Genomic DNA, 19,608 nt, shown 5'->3' with positions numbered 1-19,608 from the left:
GTGCCGACCTACGACCCGTCTCCGTACGGTGGCACTCGCGGGCGTCCCGGAAGGCCGTACCGGTGCCCGGCAAGCCGTACCGTACCGGCGCCCCACAGACCCATGGAGGCCGCACATGACCCCGACCGGACTCATCGACGTCCACGCCCACTTCGTCACCGACGGCTATGTGACCGCGGCGCGTTCCGCCGGCATCGAACACCCGGACGGCATGCCCGGTTGGCCGACCTGGAGCGCGGGACAGCATCTCGACCTGATGGACCGCGGCGGGATCGACAGGTCCTACCTGTCGGTGTCGTCGCCGGGAGTGCACTTCGGAGACGACGAGGCGGCCCGTGCGCTGGCGCGCGAGGTCAACGAGTTCGGCGCCCGCGTCCGCGCCGTACACCCGGAGCGGTTCGGCCTCTTCGCCTCCCTGCCGCTGCCCGATGTCGAGGGCGCGCTGGCCGAGGCCGCCCACGCGCTCGACGTCCTGGGCGCCGACGGAGTGACTGTGGAGAGCAACCACCGCGGCGTCTACCTCGGCGACCCGCGCCTCGAACCCCTCTGGGAGGACCTCGACCGGCGCGGCGCCGTGGTCTTCGTCCACCCCACCTCGCCGCCGCACGCCGACCAGGTTGCCCTGGGCCGCCCCCGGCCGATGCTGGAGTTCCTCTTCGACACCGCCCGCACCGCGAGCGATCTGCTCTTCCGCGGCGTACTCGCCCGGCGTCCGCGCGTCCGGTGGATCCTGACCCACGGCGGGGGCGCGCTGCCGCTGCTCACCGACCGGATGGAACTCTTCCGCACCCTCTTCGGCGAGGGCACCGCGAACGCGCCGAGCACCGCCGAGCAACTCGGCCGCCTCTGGTACGACATGGCCGGAACCCCCTTCCCGCGCCAGATCCCGGCCCTCGAAGCGGCCTTCGGCACCGAACACCTCCTCTACGGCAGCGACTACTGCTGGACGCCCGTCGAGGCGGCGCTCGCCCAGGTGGCCTCCGTCGACTCGGCGGCACGACCCTCCGCCGACGACACCTGGCGGGACCTCACCACCCGTAACGCGCATCGCCTGTTCGCCGCGGACCCGCGGTGACCGCCTGAGCGTCGTCCGACACCGGCCCCGCGCCCTGGTTCACAGCGGCGCGGGGTAGCCGCGGGCGCGGACGAGGTCGTGGGTGAGATCGGTGAAGGCGCGGGCGGCGGCGGAGCGGTACGCGTTCTCGCGGTGCAGGAGGGTGACGGTGCGCGTGGGCAGGGGCGGGTCGAGCGTGACGGGGGAGAGGTGGAGGTGCTCGTGGGTGACGGCGTCGGGCAGGACGGTGGCCAGGGAGGTGCGCCGGACGATCTCGGTCAGGGCCTGGACGGAGTTGGCCTCGACCGTGATGCGAGGAGCGGTCCGGTGCCGGGCGAAGTAGCCGTCGATGTGCCCCCGGGTGGCGAAGTCGCCGTTGAGTAGGGCGAGTTGCGCCTCCCCGAGAGCACGGACCGGTAGCGGGCCGGACATCGCCCGCCCGTGTGCGGTGCCGGTGACGAGGCTGAGGCTCTCGGTGAACAGCGTGGTGGCGGTGACGCCGGGCAGGTGAGTGCCGGCGAAGGCGATGCCGAGGTCGAGTTCGTCGGCGAGCAGCGCCGCCTCGATGCGGTCCTGGGTCGTCTCCGCCAGGGTGAGGCTGATACCCGGGTGACGGGTGTGCAGCTCGGCGGTGAGCGGGCCGATCAGATAGGCGGTGAAGGTGGGTGTCACACCCAGCCGCAGGTGCCCCCGGGACAGGTCCTTGACGTCGTGGATGGCGCGTTCGGCGGCGGCCAGGTCACGCAGTGCGCGCCAGGCGTGCTCGGTGTAGACGGCACCGGCGTCGGTGAGCCGTACCGTACGGCCGGTGCGGTCCAGCAGCTGCGAGCCCAGACTCCTCTCCAGTTGCCTGATCTGCTGGGAGAGCGTGGGCTGAGAGATGTGCAGTTCCTCGGCGGCACGGGTGAAGTTGCCGTGCTCGGCCACGGCGAGCAGATAGCGCAGGTGACGCAGTTCCAGAGCAGCCATGCCCAGAACTATAGATGAGGCCTATAGCAGCTATCCCTACTCGCTCTTGGACACTATAGGAGCAGGTCATGCAGGGTGGATGTCACCAGCCCCACCGGGGCGATCACCACCCGAAGGGAGTGACCATGCGAGACCTGACCGAAGGCGTCGCCCGTTTCCAGGAGGACGTCTTCCCGGCCCGGGCGGAGCTGTTCGCTCGTCTGGCCACGCATCACGCGCCGCACACGCTGTTCATCGGCTGCTCCGACGCCCGCGTCGTCCCCGAGCTGATCACCGGCACCGAGCCGGGTGACCTGTTCGTCGTCCGCACCGCCGGCAATCTGGTGCCCGCCCACACCCCCGGCGCCGACGGGGTGGCGGCGAGCATCGAGTACGCGGTCGCCGCACTGGGGGTGAAGGACATCGTCGTCTGCGGTCACTCCGCATGCGGCGCGATGACCGCCCTCGCCGAGGGCCACGACCTCAGCGGCGCCCCGGCGGTCGCCGCCTGGCTGCGGCACGCGGACGCCTCCCGGGCCCGCGCCACCGCCGGCCGCGACGTTCCCGCCCTGGTGCGGCAGAACGTGCTCGCCCAGCTGGCGAACCTGGCCACCCACCCCTCGGTCGCCCGCGCCCTGGCAGCGGGGGAGACCGCCCTGCACGGCTGGGTCTTCGACATCCCCACCGGCCACGTCGAGAACCTCACCGCGGCCGCTAACGCCGCCCCGCACGCGGCCTGACCTCCCGGCTTTCCCGCCACCCCCACCCACGAGAGAAGGACACACCGATCATGACGCACGCCCAGTTCGACCCCACCGCCCGCGAGACCCTGGCCGTCCAGGCCGTGGCGGCGAAGACCCGCAAGAACCTGTCCTGGCAGCAGATCGCCGACGCCTCCGGCCTGTCGGTGGCCTTCACCACCGCCGCCGTCCTCGGCCAGCACCCCCTGCCGGAGAAGTCCGCCACGGCGGTCGCCGGGCTGCTGGGCCTGGACGACGACGCGGCACTGCTCCTGCAGACCATCCCGGTCCGCGGTTCCCTGCCGAACCGCATTCCGACCGACCCGACCATGTACCGCTTCTACGAGATGCTCCAGGTCTACGGCACGACTCTCAAGGCCCTGGTGCACGAGCAGTTCGGCGACGGCATCATCTCCGCCATCAACTTCCGGCTGGACGTGCGGAAGGTCGCCGACCCCGAGGGCGGCGAGCGCGCCGTCATCACCCTGGACGGCAAGTACCTGCCGACCAAGCCCTTCTGACCGGCGCCACCACCACGTCACACCCCCCTCTCCCCGCAACCTCCGGAGAACCATATGGACTTCGTCCAGCGCACCGTCGACATCGCCCGTCGGAACGTCGCCGAGGGCGGCCGCCCGTTCGCGACCGTCATCGTCAAGGACGGCGAGATCCTGGCCGAGAGCGCCAACAAGGTCGCCCAGACCGACGACCCCACCGCACACGCGGAAGTCCTCGCCATCCGCGACGCCTGCACCAAACTCGGCACCGAGCACCTGACCGGCACCATCATCTACGTCCTCGCCCACCCCTGCCCCATGTGCCTGGGAGCGCTGTACTACTGCTCCCCGGACGAGGTCGTCTTCCTCACCACCCGCGAGGCGTACGAGCCCCACTACGTCGACGACCGCAAGTACTTCGAACTCGGCACCTTCTACGACGAGATCGCCAAGCCCTGGCAGAAGCGCCGGATGCCGATGCGCCACGAGCCGCGCGAGGACGCCGTAGACGTGTACCGCCTCTGGCAGCGACTCAACGGCGGCGACCGCCGGGTCCCGGGCGCCCCCGCCGGCCAGAAGATGGTCTGACTGGCGAAAGCCGCCGCGGCCGCCGGCGTCGAGCATCTGGCCCTGTTCTCCTCGGGCAGCGTGCTGCTCCCGTCGGCGCGCGGTGACTTCCTCGCGGGGGAGCACCGCCGGACCCGCTCGCGCTGGGTGAGCAGCGCCGGTCCGGTGAGCATGCGGCTCACGGCTTCCCGGCGGACGCCCCGCAGTGCCGCGAAGGCGACCGCGGCGATGCCCTTCTCGTGTACGGGGGCGCTGGGCGCCTCGGGGTGGACGAGGCGGACGGGCCGCACCCGGCCCCGGCGGTCGGCGCCCCGATCGCCGGGGAGGAGGCGTCGGACGAGGAGAGCTGGGCGCACTTGAGCCGCTGCATGTCCAGGCCGGAGGCGCTGACGCGCTGTCAGCCCTTCACCGTCCAACCCCCGAAGCCTTGCCGCACTCGACCTCCTGGTCGCCGGGTACGGTCGGCCGCGCGCCGGTTCAGATTCCGTTCAATGAAGGGCAAGGTAAAGGTAAAGGTTGACCGGAGATACTGCGGCAAAGGTCGCCAAATCCCACACATATTCCCGTGTCTTGTTGATCAAGATCGCTACCTTCTATCCGGCTCCCGACCTCACCGGTGAAGGGCTCCAGGACACCGACAACGGCGACGGCCACAACGTGTACATGCAGGTCAAGGTCGAGGGCCATGACTGGAGCCGGTACAACGGGAAGCAGAAGAAGACGGTTCCCCTCGACTACTACAACTGGGACGGCGCCGAGCGCTACACGGTGGACGCCTACATACGCGTCTGCCGCGACAAGGGCTCGCTCCACCCCGACAACTGCTCGGTGACCAAGCACTTCAAGCGGCCGTAGCCGACAGGTCGGCTTGCCTTCGGGCCCAGGTGTCATACCTGGGCCCCCCGGCCTTTCCTGGGGGAAAACCATCACTACCTCACACATCCTCTCCGCCGTCGGAGTCGACCTGTCCTACGGCAGCCAGCCGGCCGTGCGCGACGCCCATCTCCATGTCGCGCCCGGCGAAGTGGCGGCCGTCACCGGGCAGAGCGGATCGGGTAAATCCTCACTGCTGTACTGCCTGGCCGGGGTGCTGCCCCCCACGCGTGGACAGGTGCGCTTCGAAGGGCGGGTGCTGGGTGCCCTCTCCGACGAGGAGATGAGCGCGCTGCGCCGGGAACGCTTCGGCTTCGTCTTCCAGTACGGCGAACTGCTGCCGGAGTTGACCGTCGAGGAGAACGCCGCGCTGCCGCTGCGCTTGAGCGGCCAGGGCAAGAAGTCCGCTCTGGCGGCGGCCGGGCGGCTGCTGGAGCGGCTCGGGCTGGGCGACCTGCGCGAGCGGCGGCCCTCGCAGGTGTCGGGTGGCCAGAGCCAGCGTGTCGCGGTGGCCCGCGCCCTGGTGCACCGTCCGGCGGTCGTCTTCGCCGACGAGCCCACCGGGTCGTTGGACAGCGCCAACGCCGCGGCCGTACTGCGGGAGTTCCTCGGCCTGGCGCGCTCGCAGGGCACGGCCGTGGTCCTGGTGACGCACGATCCGGCCGTCGCCGCTCAGGCCGACAGCCGCTACACCATGGCCGACGGAGTGCTCTCCCCCGGGGGTGGCGCATGAGGGAGTTCATGCTCGGCCTGCGCCTGCTGTTCGGCGCCGGGCGCGGCAGCCGTGTCCGGTTCTTCCTCATGGCGGCGGGCAGTTCCCTCGGTGTGTGCTGCCTCGCCCTCGTGCTGACGATTCCCGCCATCCTGAACGCACACGACGCGCGGGCCGCGGCCCGGGAACCGCAGACGGCGTCGGCTGCCAAGGCCCGGACGGGCTCGACGCTCGTCCTGGAGCGCAGGGATCCGCACGGCTCCAAGCCGTTCACCCGGGTGTTCGTCGCCCACGGAACCAAGGGCACGCAGCAGCCGCCGCCCGGCCTGAAAGCACTCCCGGAACCAGGTGAGTTGTACCTCTCTCCGCGCCTGCACGAACTGCTGCGCGCGGAGCCCGCCCTCAAGGACCTGCTCCCCGGCCGGGAGAAGAGCAGAATCGGCCCCGCGGGTCTCGGCGACCCGGACGAGCTGTACGCCTATGTGGGGACGACCCGGGGGAAGATCGCCGGCGACGCGGACACCGGGGAGTTGCGGTCCTTCGGCTACTCCTACGCCCCCAGCCCCGTCGTCGAGCCGTCCACCCTCACGAACCTCCGCTTCGCCCTCGCCACTCTGGTCCTTCTCCCCCTGGCCGTCTTCCTGTCGGTGTGCGCCCGGCTCTCCGCCGCCAGCCGCACCCGCCGCCTGGCCGCGCTGCGCCTGCTGGGGCTCAGCACCAAGGGCACCCAGCGTGTCAACGCCGCCGAAACCGTGGTCGCGGCGCTGCTCGGCGCTTTCCTCGGGCTCGGCGAGTACGGGATTCTCAACCAGGTGATGTCCCGCTCCGGCCTGCCCGCGCTGCGCTGGTATCCGGCTGACGGAGCCCTGTCCTGGACCACCGTCGCCGTCTGCCTCCTGGGGTGCCCGGCGCTCGCCTGGTTCGTCGGCCGGGCCGGCGCGCGCACCGCCGCCGCCAACCCTCTGGCCGTACGGCGCACGGCCGTACCGAAGCCCCCCACGAAGTGGGGCGGCCTGTTGCTGGTCACCGGCCTCGGTATCGTCACCGGCTTCTGCGCGACCGGCCTCACGGACCACCCCGCCACCAGCGACGGCGTGTTCGCGCTCCTCGTCGTGGGTGGCGTCCTGCTGACCGGGGCGGGGCTGGTACTGACCCTGCCATGGCTGTCGTACCTCTTGGCCCGCAAGGTGGCCGGCACCACCCGGTCCCTGGCGCTGAACCTGGCCATGCGCCGCAACGAGGTCGAGCCCGGCAGCGCCATGCGGGTCGTCACCGGCCTCGTCCTGCTGGTGTACGCGGCCTCCCTGGCGCAGGGCGTGCTGATCGAGTTCGAGCAGGTGAGCAAGCCGAACAACCCTGTCCAGGACTACTCCATGCCGCTACCGGCGCTCTCCGAACGGCAGCAGGAGCAACTCACCGAGGTGCCGGGTGTCCGCGCCCACGCCCGGACGATGGTCTCCTGGAGCAAGCCCGGCCCCTCCGGCATCCCGCCCCAGGCCACAGCGCTGGTCGCCACCTGCGCCGAACTGAAGCGGCTGGTACGGCGGACCGAGGGCTGCGCGGAGGGCCGGATCATGCGGCTGGTCAACCCCGACAGCGCCGCCGATCCGGACATCCACCCCGGAGCCTCCTTCCCCTACCGGCTGAGGAACGGGCGGCGTCCGGTCTCGGTGACCTTGACGATCCCGTCCGCGACGGTCGTCATGCACCCGTACGACCCCTCCGCGGTCGGCGACGCGTCCGTGATCGTCCCGCCATCCGCGCTGCCCGCGCACGCTCGGCCGCAGTCGGGCTCGCTCGTCCTCGACAGCGACTCCGATCCGCACGTCGTCCGCGAGGTGCTGGACGGCATCGGCGCCATCACGCCGACTGTCTCCGTCGAACCCGTCGGCGTCAACGTCGACAGCCTGTCGCAGATCGCGGTCATCGAGACCCTGCTGGTGCTCGGCATGATCATGGGACTGGTCATCGGTGTCGCCGCCTTCCTGGTCGCCGTCACGGACCGGGCCGTCGAACGGCGTGCCCAGGTCACCGCGATCACGTTGATCGGGGCGCGAGCCCGCACGCTGCGCGCGGTGCAGAGCACACAGGTCGTGCTGCCGCTCGCCATCGGCCTCGTACTGGCCCTGATCAGCGGCAAGCTCGCCGAGTCCAGTTATCTGGTCACCGGGGGCGGCGAGGTCTTCTGGGACTTCGCCGGGATCCCCGTGCTGGCGTGCGCGGCGCTGGGCGTGATCGTTGTCGCGACACTGGGCACGCTGCCGCTGGTGGGCCGCCGCATCGATCCGGAACTCATCCGCCGGGACTGACCTGAGGCACCGCAGCCGCCCGGCGCCGTGTCATGGGCGCGGACGGAGTTCACGGTTGCCGCTCACGCGCCTCGGCGGCCGTCTTCAGGTCCAGCAGCCAGGCTTCCAGGCCCTCGCGCAGCACCTTGGTCGCGGTGGATACGTCCGCCTCGACCACCGGACCGGTGTGCGTCTCCTCGGTGCTCACCCGGACACCGCCCCGCACCTTGGCGAAGGTCCACACGTGGACGCCGTCGATGCGGAGCCCCTCGGCGGCCTTGGCGGTCGCGGGACCGGTCCAGCGGATGCAGGAGCCGTGCTTGAGCTGCTTGACGGTCGAGGTGATGTCCAGGTCCAGGGCGGGGGTGGTGGGCGTGGACGGCACCGGGATCGTCCAGCGGAAGGCCGAACCCGTGCGGAGGGGGCCGTGGTCGAGGCGCTCGGCGGAGGCGACGGGCTGCTGCCAGGACGGCCAGCGCTCGACGTCGGTCTGCAGCCTCCAGATGGTGCTCAGCGGCGCGTGGATCACGGACGCCGTCCGGTAGCGCACGCGGGCGGTGGGGCCGACTCCCTTGCCGCGACAGGTGAGAGACCCGTCGGACGGCGTGTCGTACCCGGCGCCCATGGCCGGGGCGGCTTCGGCCGGGGCGGCGGCGCCGAGCAGGCCGGCGGTGAGGAGCAGGGCGGCGATAACAGAACGGGTGACGCGGAGGTGAGTCATGGGTTCCTCGGTTCCTTTTCTCGAAACGGTGGGTTGGTCGACGGTGGGTTGGCCGCGACGACGCACCCTCCGAGCCGGATTCGCTAGAGGTTCCTGCGGCCGTTAGAAGTTATAGCGCCTAGCGGGTGAGAGGGTCAATCGTTTCCCTGATAGCCTCTAACTGGTTCTTGAGCGCATAGTCGTGCGCACTCGCACGGAAAGGCGGCAGTCGATGGCCAGGGCGGACGCGGACACCCAGGCGAGCACTCCCCGGGAGCGCTACCGGGCCCAGGTGCGCGAGGAGATCAAGGAGCGCGCCCGGGAGCAGATCGCCACGGCCGGGGCGTCGGCACTCTCCCTGAACGCCATCGCCAAGCAGCTGGGCATGAGCGGGCCCGCCCTCTACCGCTACTTCGCCGGCCGCGACGAACTGATCACCGCGCTCGTCCGGGACGCCTACCGAAGCCTCGCCGACACCCTCGGTGCAGCCGCGGCGGCCGGGCCCGACCCGGCCCGGCTGGCGCACGCCCTGCGTGACTGGGCCCTGTCCGACCCGCACCGCTACTTCCTCGTCTACGGCACCCCGATCCCCGGCTACCACGCGCCCGAGGACACCACCGCCATCGCCGACGAGGTCATGACCGTCCTGCTCGACGCCTGCACGACGCTCGACGCCGACCGGCCCGCCACCCCCTTCGGCACCCATCTCCAGGAGCACCGGACCTGGGCCGAGGGCCACCCCGCACCGCCCGCCGCCCTGCACCGGGCGCTGGCCTTCTGGACCCGGCTGCACGGGGTGCTCTCCCTCGAACTTGCCGGCCACTTCACCGGCATGGGCTTCGACCCCGCCCGGTACTTCGCGGCCGAACTGGAGTCCCTGACCGCGCCCCTGAGCGAGCCCCCGGCCTGACGGCGCGGGGAAGCAGAGGCGCGCCCGCCGGTAGGCTGCGGCGGTGCGCACGGTGGAGTTGTTGTTGGACGAGGCGGCTGACCTGGCGGTCCGGGAGGCCTGGCGGCGGCTCGCGGACGCCGGGCTGCCCAGTCAGGCCCGCCACCGCTCACCGACCAACAGCCCACACCTGACGCTGGCCGCCTGCCCGGAGCTGACCGCCCCGATCCGCTGGGAACTCGCCGAGGTGGCCGCCGCCCTGCCGCTGCCGGTGCGGTTCACCGGCGTGATCCGCTTCGAGAGGCCCACCTCGGTGCTGGCCTGGGCGCTTGACCTCGACCCCGCGCTGGCCGGCCTGCACCGCCGGGTGTGGGAGGCGGTGGCCTCGGACAGCCCGCCCGACACCCTCAACCCCTTCCACGAACCCGGGCGCTGGAGCCCGCACATCACCCTCGGCCGGACCCGGCGGGCCGGTGCCTTCGCCGGCCGGCGGGTGCCCGAACTGCTGCCGGCACCACCGCTGTCGGTCCGGCTCACCACCCTGCGCAGTTACGACACCGAGACCGGCGCCCTGGAAGTGCTGGAGCCCCGCCGCCCCTGAGACGCACCCGGCCGGTCAGGCGGGGCGACTTGCATGTGCATGAGGGGTGCGTACTGCTGGCCGGCATAGCAGTCGGAGTCGTGCGAGTCGCCTTGTGCGGTCGGGCCGGGACAAAGAGGCCTTCGCAGCGAGTCAATGACTCCCCGGCAGGGCGCCCCCCGTCGAGGTCACACCGAGGCCGCGATGCGGTCCGCCACGGCTGTCCCGAGTCCCGCGGTGGTGCCGGTGCCCCCGAGGTCGGGAGTGACGACACCCGGCTGCTCGTGCAGCACGCTCTCGATCGCGGCCACCGTGCCGGCCGCCGCCTCGTGTTCCCCGAGGTGGGCGAGCATCATCGCGCCGCTCCAGATCTGGCCGACGGGGTTCGCGATACCGAGTCCGGCGATGTCCGGTGCCGATCCGTGAACCGGTTCGAACAGGCTCGGGAAGGCCCGTTCGGGGTTGATGTTGGCGCTCGGGGCGATACCGATGGTGCCGGTGCAGGCCGGCCCGAGGTCGGAGAGGATGTCTCCGAAGAGGTTGCTGGCGACGACGACGTCGTACCGGTCGGGCCGCAGGACGAACTTGGCGGTCAGGATGTCGATGTGGTCCTTGTCCGCGGTCACTTCGGGATACCGCGCGGCCATCTCGGTGGCGCGCTCGTCCCAGTACGGCATGGAGATCGAGATGCCGTTGCTCTTCGTCGCCCAGGTCAGCCGCTTGCGGGGGCGGGTGGCGGCCAGCTCGAAGGCGTAGCGCAGCACCCGGTCGACGCCCGTCCGCGTCATCACGGTCTCCTGCACCACCGTCTCACGGTCCGTGCCCTCGAAGATCCGGCCGCCGATGCTGGAGTACTCGCCCTCGGTGTTCTCCCGCACGACGTAGAAGTCGATGTCCCCGGGCCGGTGATCACGCAGGGGGCTGCGCACTCCGCGCAGCGACCGGACCGGACGCAGGTTGACGTACTGGTCGAATCCCCGCCGCAGTTGCAGGAGGCTGCCCCACAGCGACACATGGTCGGGGACGACCTCGGGCCGGCCGACCGCGCCGAAGAAGATCGCGTCGAAGGCGCCCAGCACGTCCCGCCAGTCCGCGGGCAGCATCGTGCCGTGCTCCAGCCAGTAGTCGGCACTCGCGAAGCCGAACCGGGTGACGTCGAGGGCGAACCCGTACACCTCGGCGGCCGCGCGCAGACACCGCAGACCCTCGGGCACGACCTCGCGGCCGATCCCGTCACCCGGAATCGCCGCGATGCGATAGGACCTCGGCACGGTTCCCCTCCTCTGACCAGACGACCGATGCGCTCGCCCGGCGGTGAACGCTCCATCCAGGACGTCGTTCCGCCGCGCGGTGTCGCCCCACCATGGACGCCGGAGGCGGGCGTCACCAAGGGCGTGCGCGGCAAGGTAGCTTTTCTGCCATGGAAAGCCTTCGTCGCCCGGTCCGCCCTGCGGCCACGAGCCGTGGGCGAATGGACGACCTGCACCTCTTCCACGTCGTCGCGTCGAGCGAGACCCTGACGGCCGCGTCACGGGAACTCGGCTGCTCCCTGCCTGTCGTCAGCAAGCGCCTCAGCGCGCTGGAGCGCCGTCTCGATGTCCGGCTCGTCCAGCGGGGCGCCCGACGGCTGACGCTGACCCCGGAAGGCGTGCTGTACGCCGCGCGCGTGGCGGCGATCCTCGACCAGGTGGCCGAACTTGAGGACACCGTCACCGGCGGATCAGGGGAACTGCGCGGGACCGTCGTCGTGGAAGCCACACCAGGCCTCGGCCGCGCGCACATCGCGCCCCTGCTCGGTGAGTTCGCCGCCGTCCACCCCGGACTGCACGTCCGCATACAGACCTCTGAACTTCCGCTACGGCGACGTGAGTTCGACGTGGCCGTGCATGTGGGCACACCGCCCGACTCCGCACTGCGGATGCGGCGCCTCGCCGAGAACCGGCGCGTGCCCTGCGCGGCGCCGTCCTACCTCGCCGAGCGCGGTACCCCGGCCCGGATCGAGGACCTGGCCGACCACGACTGCATCGTGCTGCGGGAGAAGGAGAGCGACTTCGCGCTCTGGCGCTTCGGGAACGAGGACAGCCCTCGGCATGTGCGGGTCCAGGGCAGCCTGTCCAGCAACGACGGTGACATCGCGACCAGTTGGGCTCTCGAAGGCCGTGGCGTGATCATGCGCTCGGAATGGCATGTCAGGCCTCACCTGGAGCGTGGCGAACTCGTCCGTGTGCTGCCACATGTGCCGACACCGGCCGCCGACATCTACGCCCTGCTGGAGGGGGACGGCCATGTCACGCGCCGCGTCAGCGCACTTGTCGAGCACCTCGCCCTGCGGCTCCCTGAACGGCTGGACAGCGCGAGGCGGGAGAAGGGACACAGGCCGGTGTGACCCGAGGTCGGTGAATCGCTCGCCGGACATGGCCGCGCGGTTCGTGGGTGACCCCGGCCGGTGATCAGCTGAAGAGCGAGCGGGCTCCCGGACTGTCGCCCTTGAAGCGTTGGCCCGCCGCGATCTCGTCGCCGACCACCGACCAGACGGTCTCGTCGTCCTGGAAGGGGAGCGGGTCGACGCCGCTGATTTCCCGGCGGATTCGCTCGACCTCGCGCTCCAGGCGCTCGAACTCGGCTTCCTCATCGCCCTCGCCGCCTGCGAAGGTGAACTCCTCAAGCAGGCGCTGAAATTGGAGAGTGACCTGGACGAGGGAGGAGACATCGGTGTGAAGGGCCTGCACGGTCTCCTCGTCGGGGTCGAAGGCGTACACCTGGCCGGTACCGGGGTCGAGGGCGAGATGGGCGTTGAGCAGCCAGCCGATGACGGGCCATTCGCCCGCGTTCTCCGGGGCGTTCTCGAAGTCCTCGGTAGCGACGACGTCCTGGACGAGGGGCAGCCGGCCGGTGTCCTCGTCGGGCTCACGCAGCCCGAGCGTTCCGGTGGGGACGCCGACGGACTGCAGGAGCCGGGCGCCCACCACGTCCGCGGTGGAGGCCGGGAAGGCGGTGGCGGGCAGGGTCGCGATCGAGTCCTGGCCGAAGAAGCCGACGAGTTCGCCGCGGGTGACGTCGAAAAGCACTGTGACAACTCCGAACTCCGCGGTCGCGCAGGCGACGTGAGACACTCCGTGGATGGGGTGATCATCGCGGATCGAGGCGCTTCCGGCGACTCCGGTCCGACCCCGCCGCGCCCGCTCACCCGCCACCCCCGGGTGGGAGCCGTTGCTCTTCCGCCGTCCTCCCCTGGACGCGGCGGGCGTGTGCTCGCTCAGTGACCGGCGGGCGCGCTCACCGACATGGCGCTCCGGAAATCGGTGAGTGTGAGCGTGGCCTGGATGTCGGACGCGGACACGAAGTGGATCTGCTGGCGTACGCGCACGATGCTGCCCTCCTTGTCGATCCACACCTGGGCGTCGATCGTCGTGGCGGGGCTCAGATTGCGCCCGGTGGTCCTGTCGACCGATGCGACGTCCTTCGGCGTGAGGCGGGCCGACACACGCACGGGCTCGCTGCCCTGGTGCACCGAGGCGCCGTGACCGAGCATGAGGCGCAGGTACTGCGGAAGCCGGTCGACGGGTATGCCGCCCTTGGCCGCCGAGGCGGGGAACTCCTGCCACACACCGTGGGTTCCGCGGGCGCGCCGGTACACCTTCCGCCGGGTGATCACGACGTCTTCGGCGTACTGCTCGGTCCTCTCCGCCGTGCGCCCCGTCAACGGAGCGTTGAGGTTGACCCGTCCCTCCACGAGCTGCAATCGTCTGGTCCCGGTTTGCGTGACGGCTCTGAGCGCGGCCGAATACGGGGCGTCGTCGGCCGCGGCCAGCCGGTCACGGACCACCTGCCGGCCGGACTTCGCCCGCGCGGGCGAGCCCGAGGCGCATGCCGAGAGGATCACTCCCGAGAGCGCCAGAATCAGGGTCGCTGTCCGGTGGTGCGTCAAGTGCGGATCCTCTGTGTACTGGGCCCGGAGGAAGAACGCCCCGGGCGGCAGGCGGATGGTGGGACCATCCTCCCCAGCCGCGAGGAGCAGGGCGGCGTGCGGGGGAGGTGGTGTGATCGAGCGTGCGCCAGACGGTTACCGGATCGGTCCCCGCGCCCGTACAACCCTTCCAAAGGCCCGCACCGCGCCGCCCTACCGTGGACCCGTGCGACCGCCGAACGCTACGACGCCGAGGAGACCGAGATGTCCTCGGCCGCTGTCCTCGGACCGACTCTCGCCCTTCTCGCCCAGCTCGCCGGAGACGGCCGGGCACTGGAGTTCGCCGCAAGGTGGACGAGGACGCGCTCCCGGTGTTCATCGGAGGCATGGCCGCCACCGCCGTACCCGGCGAGTTCTCCCTTGTCCATCTCGTCTACAACACCCTCTCGAAGCCGCTGCGGTTCCTGCTGCCCGGTCAGGTCGCGGTGCCGTTCGACGTCGCCGACCGGCATCTCGGCTTCGACACCCTCGACCTCGTGGAACAGATCCTCGTCTCCCACCACCTCACCCGGGGCGGCGACGACGGCCGCTACCGACGCGACAGTTCCCGGCACCGGTATGTCTGGCCGGCCGAACTCGACCTGATGGCACGGATCGCAGGACTCCGCCTGGAACGTCGCGTCGCGGACTGGGACGGGACGCCGTTCACCCAGGACTCCGCGAAACACATCTCCGTGTGGCGCAAGCCGGCCTGAGGACGGCGGACGGCGCTGAGGCGTCAGCAGCAGGAGACGTCGCTGCCGTCGAAGAACACGGATCGGAGCCCCCTTCCAAAAGAGCACCGACCTCCCGGAACACCCCTCACCCTGTCCGGTGAGGGCACATCAAGACAGTGTCAATGTCTCCGGAAACGCCGCCAAAGAAACGCTAACGACCAGGTCGATCGCCGCACCGAGCGGCTTCCTTGACGAGGGAACCCTCCCGCGCGGGGAAATCGGATCAGTGAGCGGAGCGCGTCGGCGGCGATGAGTGATGTACGGCCCGGACGGCTGAAGGTCTACCTCGGGGCGGCACCAGGGGTCGGCAAGACCTACCGGATGCTCGACGAGGGGCGGCGCCGTGCCGCCCGTGGGGCGGACGTGGTGATCGGCTTCGCGGAGTGCCACGGACGCCCGCACACGGAGGCGATGCTCGACGGCCTGGAGACCGTCCCGCGGGTGCCCTGCCCCTGGCGGGGCGGACATGCCGAGGAGATGGACCTGGGCGCGGTGCTCGACCGGCATCCACAGGTCGCGATCGTGGACGAGTTCGCCCACGGCAACGTCCCCGGAGGCGGCCGCAACGCCAAGCGCTGGCAGGACATCGAGACCCTGCTCGACGCCGGCATCGACGTGATCACCGCGCTGAACATCCAGCATCTGGAGTCCCTCAACGACGTGGTCGAGAAGATCACCGGGGTGCCGCAGCACGAGACCGTGCCGGACGAGGTCGTACGCCGCGCCTGGCAGATCGAGCTGGTGGACATACCGCCCGAGGGGCTGCGTCGGCGCATGGCGCACGGAAACATCTACGCCCCGGAGGAGATCGACGCGGCCCTCGCGAACTACTTCCGGCCGGGCAACCTGACGGCGCTGCGGCAGTTGGCGCTGCTGTGGGTGGCCGACCGGGTCGACGAGGGACTCCAGGAGTACCGCGCCCAGCACGGGATCGGCCGGGTCTGGGAGACCCGTGAACGCGTGGTGGTGGCGCTGACAGGGGGACCGGAGGGCGACACGCTGGTACGACGGGCCGCCCGCATCGCCGACCGGTCAGCCGGCGGCGATCTGCTCGCCGTGCACGTCGCGCGCAGCGACGGCCTGGCCGCCGGTGTCTCGCACGCCTCCCTGGCCCGGCAGCGCCGGCTGGTGGAGGACCTCGGCGGAAGCTACCACTCGGTCGTCGGCGACGCCGTGGCCACCACGCTGGTGGACTTCGCCCGCGCCGAGAACGCCACCCAACTGGTGCTGGGCACCAGCAGACGGGGCCGCCTGGCGCGCTTCCTGACCGGACCGGGCACCGGTGAGACGGTCACCGAGCTGTCCGGCGACATCGACGTCCACCGGGTCACCCACGAGCGGGCCGGACGGGGCACCCTCCTGCCCTCCCGGCGGCGCACCCTGTCCACCGCCCGGCTGATCGCCGGTCCGGTGGCCGGACTGGTGCTGCCGGTGCTGCTCACGACCGTCCTCGCGCGGCTGCGGGGATCGCTGAACCTCACCAGCGAGGCGCTGTTGTTCCTGCTCGCCGTGGTGGGCGTGGCCTGCATAGGCGGGGTCGTCTCGGCGGTGATCGCGGCCGTCACGGCGTCCCTGCTGCTCAACTACTGGTTCATCCCGCCCATCGGCGCGTTCACGCTGGACGACCCGAACGCGCTGGTGGCCCTGGCGGTGTTCGTGGTCGTGGCCGCCGTGGTCGCGGCGGTGGTGGACCGGTCCCTGCGGCTCTCCCGCCGCTCGGCCCGGGCGACGGCCGAGGCGGAGACCATGTCGTCCCTGGCCGGAAGCATCGTGCGCGGAGAGGCCACCATCCCCGCCCTGCTGGAGCGGACGCGCGAGACCTTCGGCATGGAGTCGGCGGACCTGGTGGAGGAGCCGCCCGACTCGGCCGGGGTGACCACCGCCCCCGCGGTTGCGCCCGACGCGGGCGGAGTGACCACCGTCCCCGCGGACGCGCCCGACGTGCCCGACGCGCCCGACGTGGCCAACGTGACCACCGTCCCCGCCGGGCCCGGCGCCCACCTCGCGCTGCGCGGCCGCGAACTGTCCTCCTCCGAGCGGCGCGTGCTGGCCGCGTTCGCCGCGCACGTCGGCTCGGCGGTGGAGCGGGCGCGGCTGGCCGAGGCGGCGGCCGAGGTGGAGCCGGTACGGGCCGCCGACCGCCTGCGTACCGCCCTGCTGCGGGCCGTCGGCCATGACCTGCGTACCCCACTGGCCGCCGGCTGGGCCGCCGTCACCTCCCTGCGCAGCCGGGACGTCGCCTTCACCGCCGAGGACCGGGACGAACTCCTCGCCACCGCCGACGAGTCCATGGCCAAGCTCAACCGCCTGGTGGAGAACCTCCTCGACCTCAGCCGCCTGGAGGCCGGCGCCCTCACCCTGAACCTGCGCCCGACCTCCCTGGAGGAGGTGCTGCCCATGGCCCTGGCCGACTTCGCCGACGTGCGGGTGGCGGACGTGGAGAGCGTGCCCGCGGTGCGAGCCGACCCGCCGCTGCTGGAACGGGTGATAGCGAACCTGGCCGGCAACGCCGCCCGGCACTCCCCGCCCGGAAAGCAGGTGCTGGTCACCGCCAGCGTCCTGGCCGGGCGGGTGGAACTGCGGATCGTGGACCGGGGCCCCGGCCTTCCCGCCGATGGCCGCGACCGCCTCTTCGAGCCCTTCCAGCGGCTCGGCGACACCGACAACAGCACCGGCCTCGGCCTCGGCCTCGCTCTCGCGCGCGGCCTGACCGAGGCGATGGACGGCATCCTCAGCCCCGAGGACACTCCCGGCGGCGGCCTCACGATGGTGGTGTCACTGCCCACGGCCGGGCAGCGGATGGACGCCGAACCGCCCGAGCGGAGCGTGGGAAGGGCGTGACAAGCACCGTACGACGGGCGTGATCGCGGGGTCCCCCTGCTCACCGGCCCGTCAAGGTGCCGTCAAGGCAGGCCGACCGGGCGCGAAGATGCCGCAAGGAACGGCCGTGCCGGCGAGAACCGGACCGAACCTGGGTGCACCCGCGCGACCCCGACGGCCGTGCGGAGCCGAGGAAACAAGGAGTACGCACCCATGTCCGTCCTGACCACCACCGAGCAACCGGACTCCGCCCCCGCCGGCGAGGAGCCGCCTGATACCGGCGAGCGGCACCGGCTGACCGCCGTCACCGGCCTCGCGGCACTCTCGCTGGACGCGATGGCGTCGGTGGCGTACGGCCCGGAGGCGATCGTCCTCGTCCTGGCCGCGGCGGGCGCGCACGGTCTTGGGTTCACGATGCCGGTGACCTTGGCCATCGCCGGCCTGCTGGCGGTGCTGGTGGCGTCCTACCGGCAGGTGATCGCGGCCTTCCCGGATGGCGGCGGCTCCTACGCGGTGGCGAAAAGGCACCTGGGCGCACGCACCAGCCTGGTGGCCGCCGCCTCGCTGGTGCTGGACTACGTGCTCAACGTCGCGGTCGCCGTGACGGCGGGCGTGGCCGCGCTGACCTCCGCCTTCCCCGCCCTGTACGACGACCGGCTGTGGCTGTGCCTGGCGGTCCTGGCCCTGATCACGGGCGTGAACCTGCGGGGCATCGTGGAGTCGGCGAAGGCGTTCGTCGTACCGACGGTCGTCTTCGTCGGCTCGATCCTCGTCCTCATCGCCGTCGGCCTGTTCCGCTCCCACCCGGTGAGCACGGCCGCCGCGGCCGGACACGCCTCCGTCGTCGCGGACAACGCCTCCACCGTGGGCGCGCTGCTTCTGCTCAAGGCCTTCGCCTCCGGCTGTGCGGCGCTGACCGGTGTGGAGGCCATCGCGAACGCCGTCCCGTCCTTCCGGGTGCCGCGGACCCGCCGGGCCCAGCGCGCGGAGGTCGCCCTCGGCGCCGTCCTGGGGCTGATGCTCATCGGCCTCTCGGTGCTGATCGGCCGCTTCCACCTCCAGCCGGTCGAGGGCGTCACCGTCCTCGCCCAGCTCGCGGACGCCTCCCTCGGCCACAACTGGGCTTTCTACGTGATCCAGTTCGCCACGATGATCCTGCTGGCGCTCTCGGCGAACACCTCCTTCGGCGGGCTTCCCGTCCTGCTGAAGCTCCTCGCCCGCGACAACTACGCCCCGCACGTCTTCGCGTTGAAGGCCGACCGCCAGGTGCACCGGCACGGCGTCCTGGCCCTCGCGCTGGTCTCGGCCGCGCTGCTGGTCCTCTCCGGCGGCGACACCAACACCCTGGTGCCGCTGTTCGCGATCGGGGTGTTCGTCGGCTTCACGGTCGCGCAGGTGGGCATGGTGAGGCACTGGCGGCTGGAGCGCGGAGGGGGGTGGCGCGGGAAGGCGCTGCTCAACGGCTTCGGCGCCCTGCTCACCGGGGTCGCGACCGTCGTCGTCACCGCGAGCAAGTTCACCGAGGGCGCCTGGCTGATCGTGATCGCGCTGCCCGCGCTCGTCGCGGCCTTCGAGGCCGTGCACCGTGCCTACGGCCGGATCGGCGAGCGGCTCGGCCTCGGCCGCGTCCCCGAGCCTCCGCACCGCGAGCGCTCGCTGGTGGTCGTGCCGGTCTCCTCGCTCTCCCGGCTGACCTCGGAGGCGCTGACGGCGGCGGCCTCGCTCGGCGAGGAGGTCCGTGCGGTGACCGTGTGCTACGCGGATCCCGAGGACCGGGCGCGGACGTCCGCCTTCGAGCGTTCCTGGGCCCAGTGGGACCCGGGTGTGGAACTGGTGCGGCTGCCGTGCGAGCGGCGCGGCCTCGGCCGCCCGATAGCCGCGTACGTCCGTGCGGTGGCCGCCGCCGCACCCGGCACCCGGGTGACCGTGCTGATCCCGGAGGCCGAGCCGGAGCGCCTGTGGCAGCGGCTGCTGCAGAACCAGCGGGGAGCCGTGGTCGCCCACGCGGTGCGGCGGGAGACGGACGCGGTGATCTGCCGGCTCCGCTTCCGGCTGCTGTGAGGCGGGTCACCGGTACGGACCGGAGGGTGTAAGAGTCCCGTCAAGGCCGTACGGGCCGCCGTAAGAGGGCCGTCAACGACGACCGAATCCGGCCACGGAGGCGGTTTCCTCTAACCGTCCGATGCAACCGAACCTCACTCCAGGAGTTCACGATGGCCGATCTGGCCTTCGTCGTCACCGTGCTCGCGGGCTTCGC

Annotated in this window: 17 protein-coding genes and 2 pseudogenes; 14 read left to right on the top strand and 5 right to left on the bottom strand. The window is 71.6% G+C overall.

Annotated features, from left to right (window positions below; genetic code table 11):
• The first annotated feature begins 115 nt into the window (after positions 1-115).
• A complete protein-coding gene (locus tag NX794_RS20980) occupies positions 116-1,075 on the top strand; it encodes an amidohydrolase family protein (RefSeq protein ID WP_258780159.1) in 960 nt (319 codons plus the stop codon).
• Between the two features lie 39 nt (positions 1,076-1,114).
• Here the strand turns inward: NX794_RS20980 and cynR are convergent, their stop codons facing one another.
• Complete coding sequence (gene cynR / locus NX794_RS20975) at positions 1,115-2,023, bottom strand: transcriptional regulator CynR (protein ID WP_258780158.1); 909 nt, start codon at positions 2,021-2,023, stop codon at positions 1,115-1,117.
• A 125-nt stretch (positions 2,024-2,148) separates the two neighbouring features.
• Here cynR and NX794_RS20970 point away from each other — a divergent pair, with 125 nt between their 5' ends.
• The 6 genes from NX794_RS20970 to NX794_RS20945 all read left to right on the top strand — a co-directional run bounded on the left by NX794_RS20970 (position 2,149) and on the right by NX794_RS20945 (position 7,700).
• Complete coding sequence (locus NX794_RS20970) at positions 2,149-2,742, top strand: carbonic anhydrase (RefSeq protein ID WP_258780157.1); 594 nt, start codon at positions 2,149-2,151, stop codon at positions 2,740-2,742.
• 50 nt (positions 2,743-2,792) lie between these two features.
• Positions 2,793-3,263 (top strand): cyanase, encoded by a 471-nt coding sequence (cynS, locus tag NX794_RS20965; protein WP_258780156.1) that lies wholly within the window; start codon positions 2,793-2,795, stop codon positions 3,261-3,263.
• Between the two features lie 54 nt (positions 3,264-3,317).
• Positions 3,318-3,827 carry a nucleoside deaminase gene (locus NX794_RS20960; RefSeq protein WP_258780154.1) on the top strand — a complete coding sequence of 170 codons (510 nt, stop codon included), beginning with the start codon at positions 3,318-3,320 and terminating at the stop codon, positions 3,825-3,827.
• Between the two features lie 552 nt (positions 3,828-4,379).
• Positions 4,380-4,661 carry a hypothetical protein gene (locus tag NX794_RS20955; protein WP_258780153.1) on the top strand — a complete coding sequence of 94 codons (282 nt, stop codon included), beginning with the start codon at positions 4,380-4,382 and terminating at the stop codon, positions 4,659-4,661.
• Positions 4,662-4,794: 133 nt separating this feature from the next.
• Positions 4,795-5,412, top strand: coding sequence for an ABC transporter ATP-binding protein (locus NX794_RS20950; RefSeq protein ID WP_258780152.1), 618 nt, complete (start codon positions 4,795-4,797; stop codon positions 5,410-5,412).
• Complete coding sequence (locus NX794_RS20945) at positions 5,409-7,700, top strand: ABC transporter permease family protein (RefSeq protein WP_258780151.1); 2,292 nt, start codon at positions 5,409-5,411, stop codon at positions 7,698-7,700. Before NX794_RS20950 ends, NX794_RS20945 begins: the two co-directional genes overlap by 4 nt.
• A 49-nt stretch (positions 7,701-7,749) precedes the next feature.
• Here the strand turns inward: NX794_RS20945 and NX794_RS20940 are convergent, their stop codons facing one another.
• Positions 7,750-8,400, bottom strand: coding sequence for an SRPBCC family protein (locus NX794_RS20940; protein WP_258780150.1), 651 nt, complete (start codon positions 8,398-8,400; stop codon positions 7,750-7,752).
• A gap of 211 nt (positions 8,401-8,611) precedes the next feature.
• Between NX794_RS20940 and NX794_RS20935 the strand changes: the two genes are divergently transcribed.
• Together NX794_RS20935 and NX794_RS20930 are read left to right on the top strand one after the other, a co-directional pair.
• Complete coding sequence (locus tag NX794_RS20935) at positions 8,612-9,289, top strand: TetR/AcrR family transcriptional regulator (RefSeq protein ID WP_258780149.1); 678 nt, start codon at positions 8,612-8,614, stop codon at positions 9,287-9,289.
• A 43-nt stretch (positions 9,290-9,332) separates the two neighbouring features.
• Positions 9,333-9,869, top strand: coding sequence for a 2'-5' RNA ligase family protein (locus tag NX794_RS20930; RefSeq protein WP_258780148.1), 537 nt, complete (start codon positions 9,333-9,335; stop codon positions 9,867-9,869).
• A gap of 167 nt (positions 9,870-10,036) precedes the next feature.
• Here NX794_RS20930 and NX794_RS20925 read toward each other — a convergent pair whose 3' ends face one another.
• Positions 10,037-11,119, bottom strand: coding sequence for a tartrate dehydrogenase (locus NX794_RS20925; RefSeq protein ID WP_258780147.1), 1,083 nt, complete (start codon positions 11,117-11,119; stop codon positions 10,037-10,039).
• A 200-nt stretch (positions 11,120-11,319) separates the two neighbouring features.
• Between NX794_RS20925 and NX794_RS20920 the strand changes: the two genes are divergently transcribed.
• Complete coding sequence (locus NX794_RS20920; protein WP_258780146.1) at positions 11,320-12,234, top strand: LysR family transcriptional regulator; 915 nt, start codon at positions 11,320-11,322, stop codon at positions 12,232-12,234.
• Positions 12,235-12,298: 64 nt separating this feature from the next.
• Here the strand turns inward: NX794_RS20920 and NX794_RS20915 are convergent, their stop codons facing one another.
• Together NX794_RS20915 and NX794_RS20910 are read right to left on the bottom strand one after the other, a co-directional pair.
• Positions 12,299-12,916, bottom strand: a complete 618-nt coding sequence (locus NX794_RS20915) for an SUKH-4 family immunity protein (protein WP_258780145.1) — start codon at positions 12,914-12,916, stop codon at positions 12,299-12,301.
• A gap of 188 nt (positions 12,917-13,104) precedes the next feature.
• Positions 13,105-13,776, bottom strand: coding sequence for a hypothetical protein (locus tag NX794_RS20910; protein WP_258780143.1), 672 nt, complete (start codon positions 13,774-13,776; stop codon positions 13,105-13,107).
• 198 nt (positions 13,777-13,974) lie between these two features.
• On the opposite strand from NX794_RS20910, the pseudogene NX794_RS36095 reads away from it, so the two are divergent.
• The 4 genes and pseudogenes from NX794_RS36095 to NX794_RS20895 form a co-directional block, all read left to right on the top strand.
• Positions 13,975-14,097: pseudogene (locus NX794_RS36095) on the top strand (SAM-dependent methyltransferase); the annotation flags it as partial.
• A 2-nt stretch (positions 14,098-14,099) separates the two neighbouring features.
• Positions 14,100-14,510, top strand: a pseudogene (locus NX794_RS20905) (SAM-dependent methyltransferase); the annotation flags it as partial.
• 270 nt (positions 14,511-14,780) lie between these two features.
• The gene (locus tag NX794_RS20900; protein WP_258780141.1) at positions 14,781-17,372 is read left to right on the top strand and encodes a sensor histidine kinase; all 2,592 of its coding nucleotides are present in this window, start codon (positions 14,781-14,783) and stop codon (positions 17,370-17,372) included.
• A gap of 192 nt (positions 17,373-17,564) precedes the next feature.
• Positions 17,565-19,412, top strand: coding sequence for an APC family permease (locus NX794_RS20895; protein ID WP_258780139.1), 1,848 nt, complete (start codon positions 17,565-17,567; stop codon positions 19,410-19,412).
• Positions 19,413-19,608: the final 196 nt, after the last annotated feature.

The organism is Streptomyces pyxinicus (assembly GCF_024753135.1).
In the GTDB taxonomy this organism is placed as follows: domain Bacteria; phylum Actinomycetota; class Actinomycetes; order Streptomycetales; family Streptomycetaceae; genus Streptomyces; species Streptomyces pyxinicus.
Note: the sequence above shows the minus strand (reverse complement) of the source record. Positions and strands in the feature narration are given on the sequence as shown.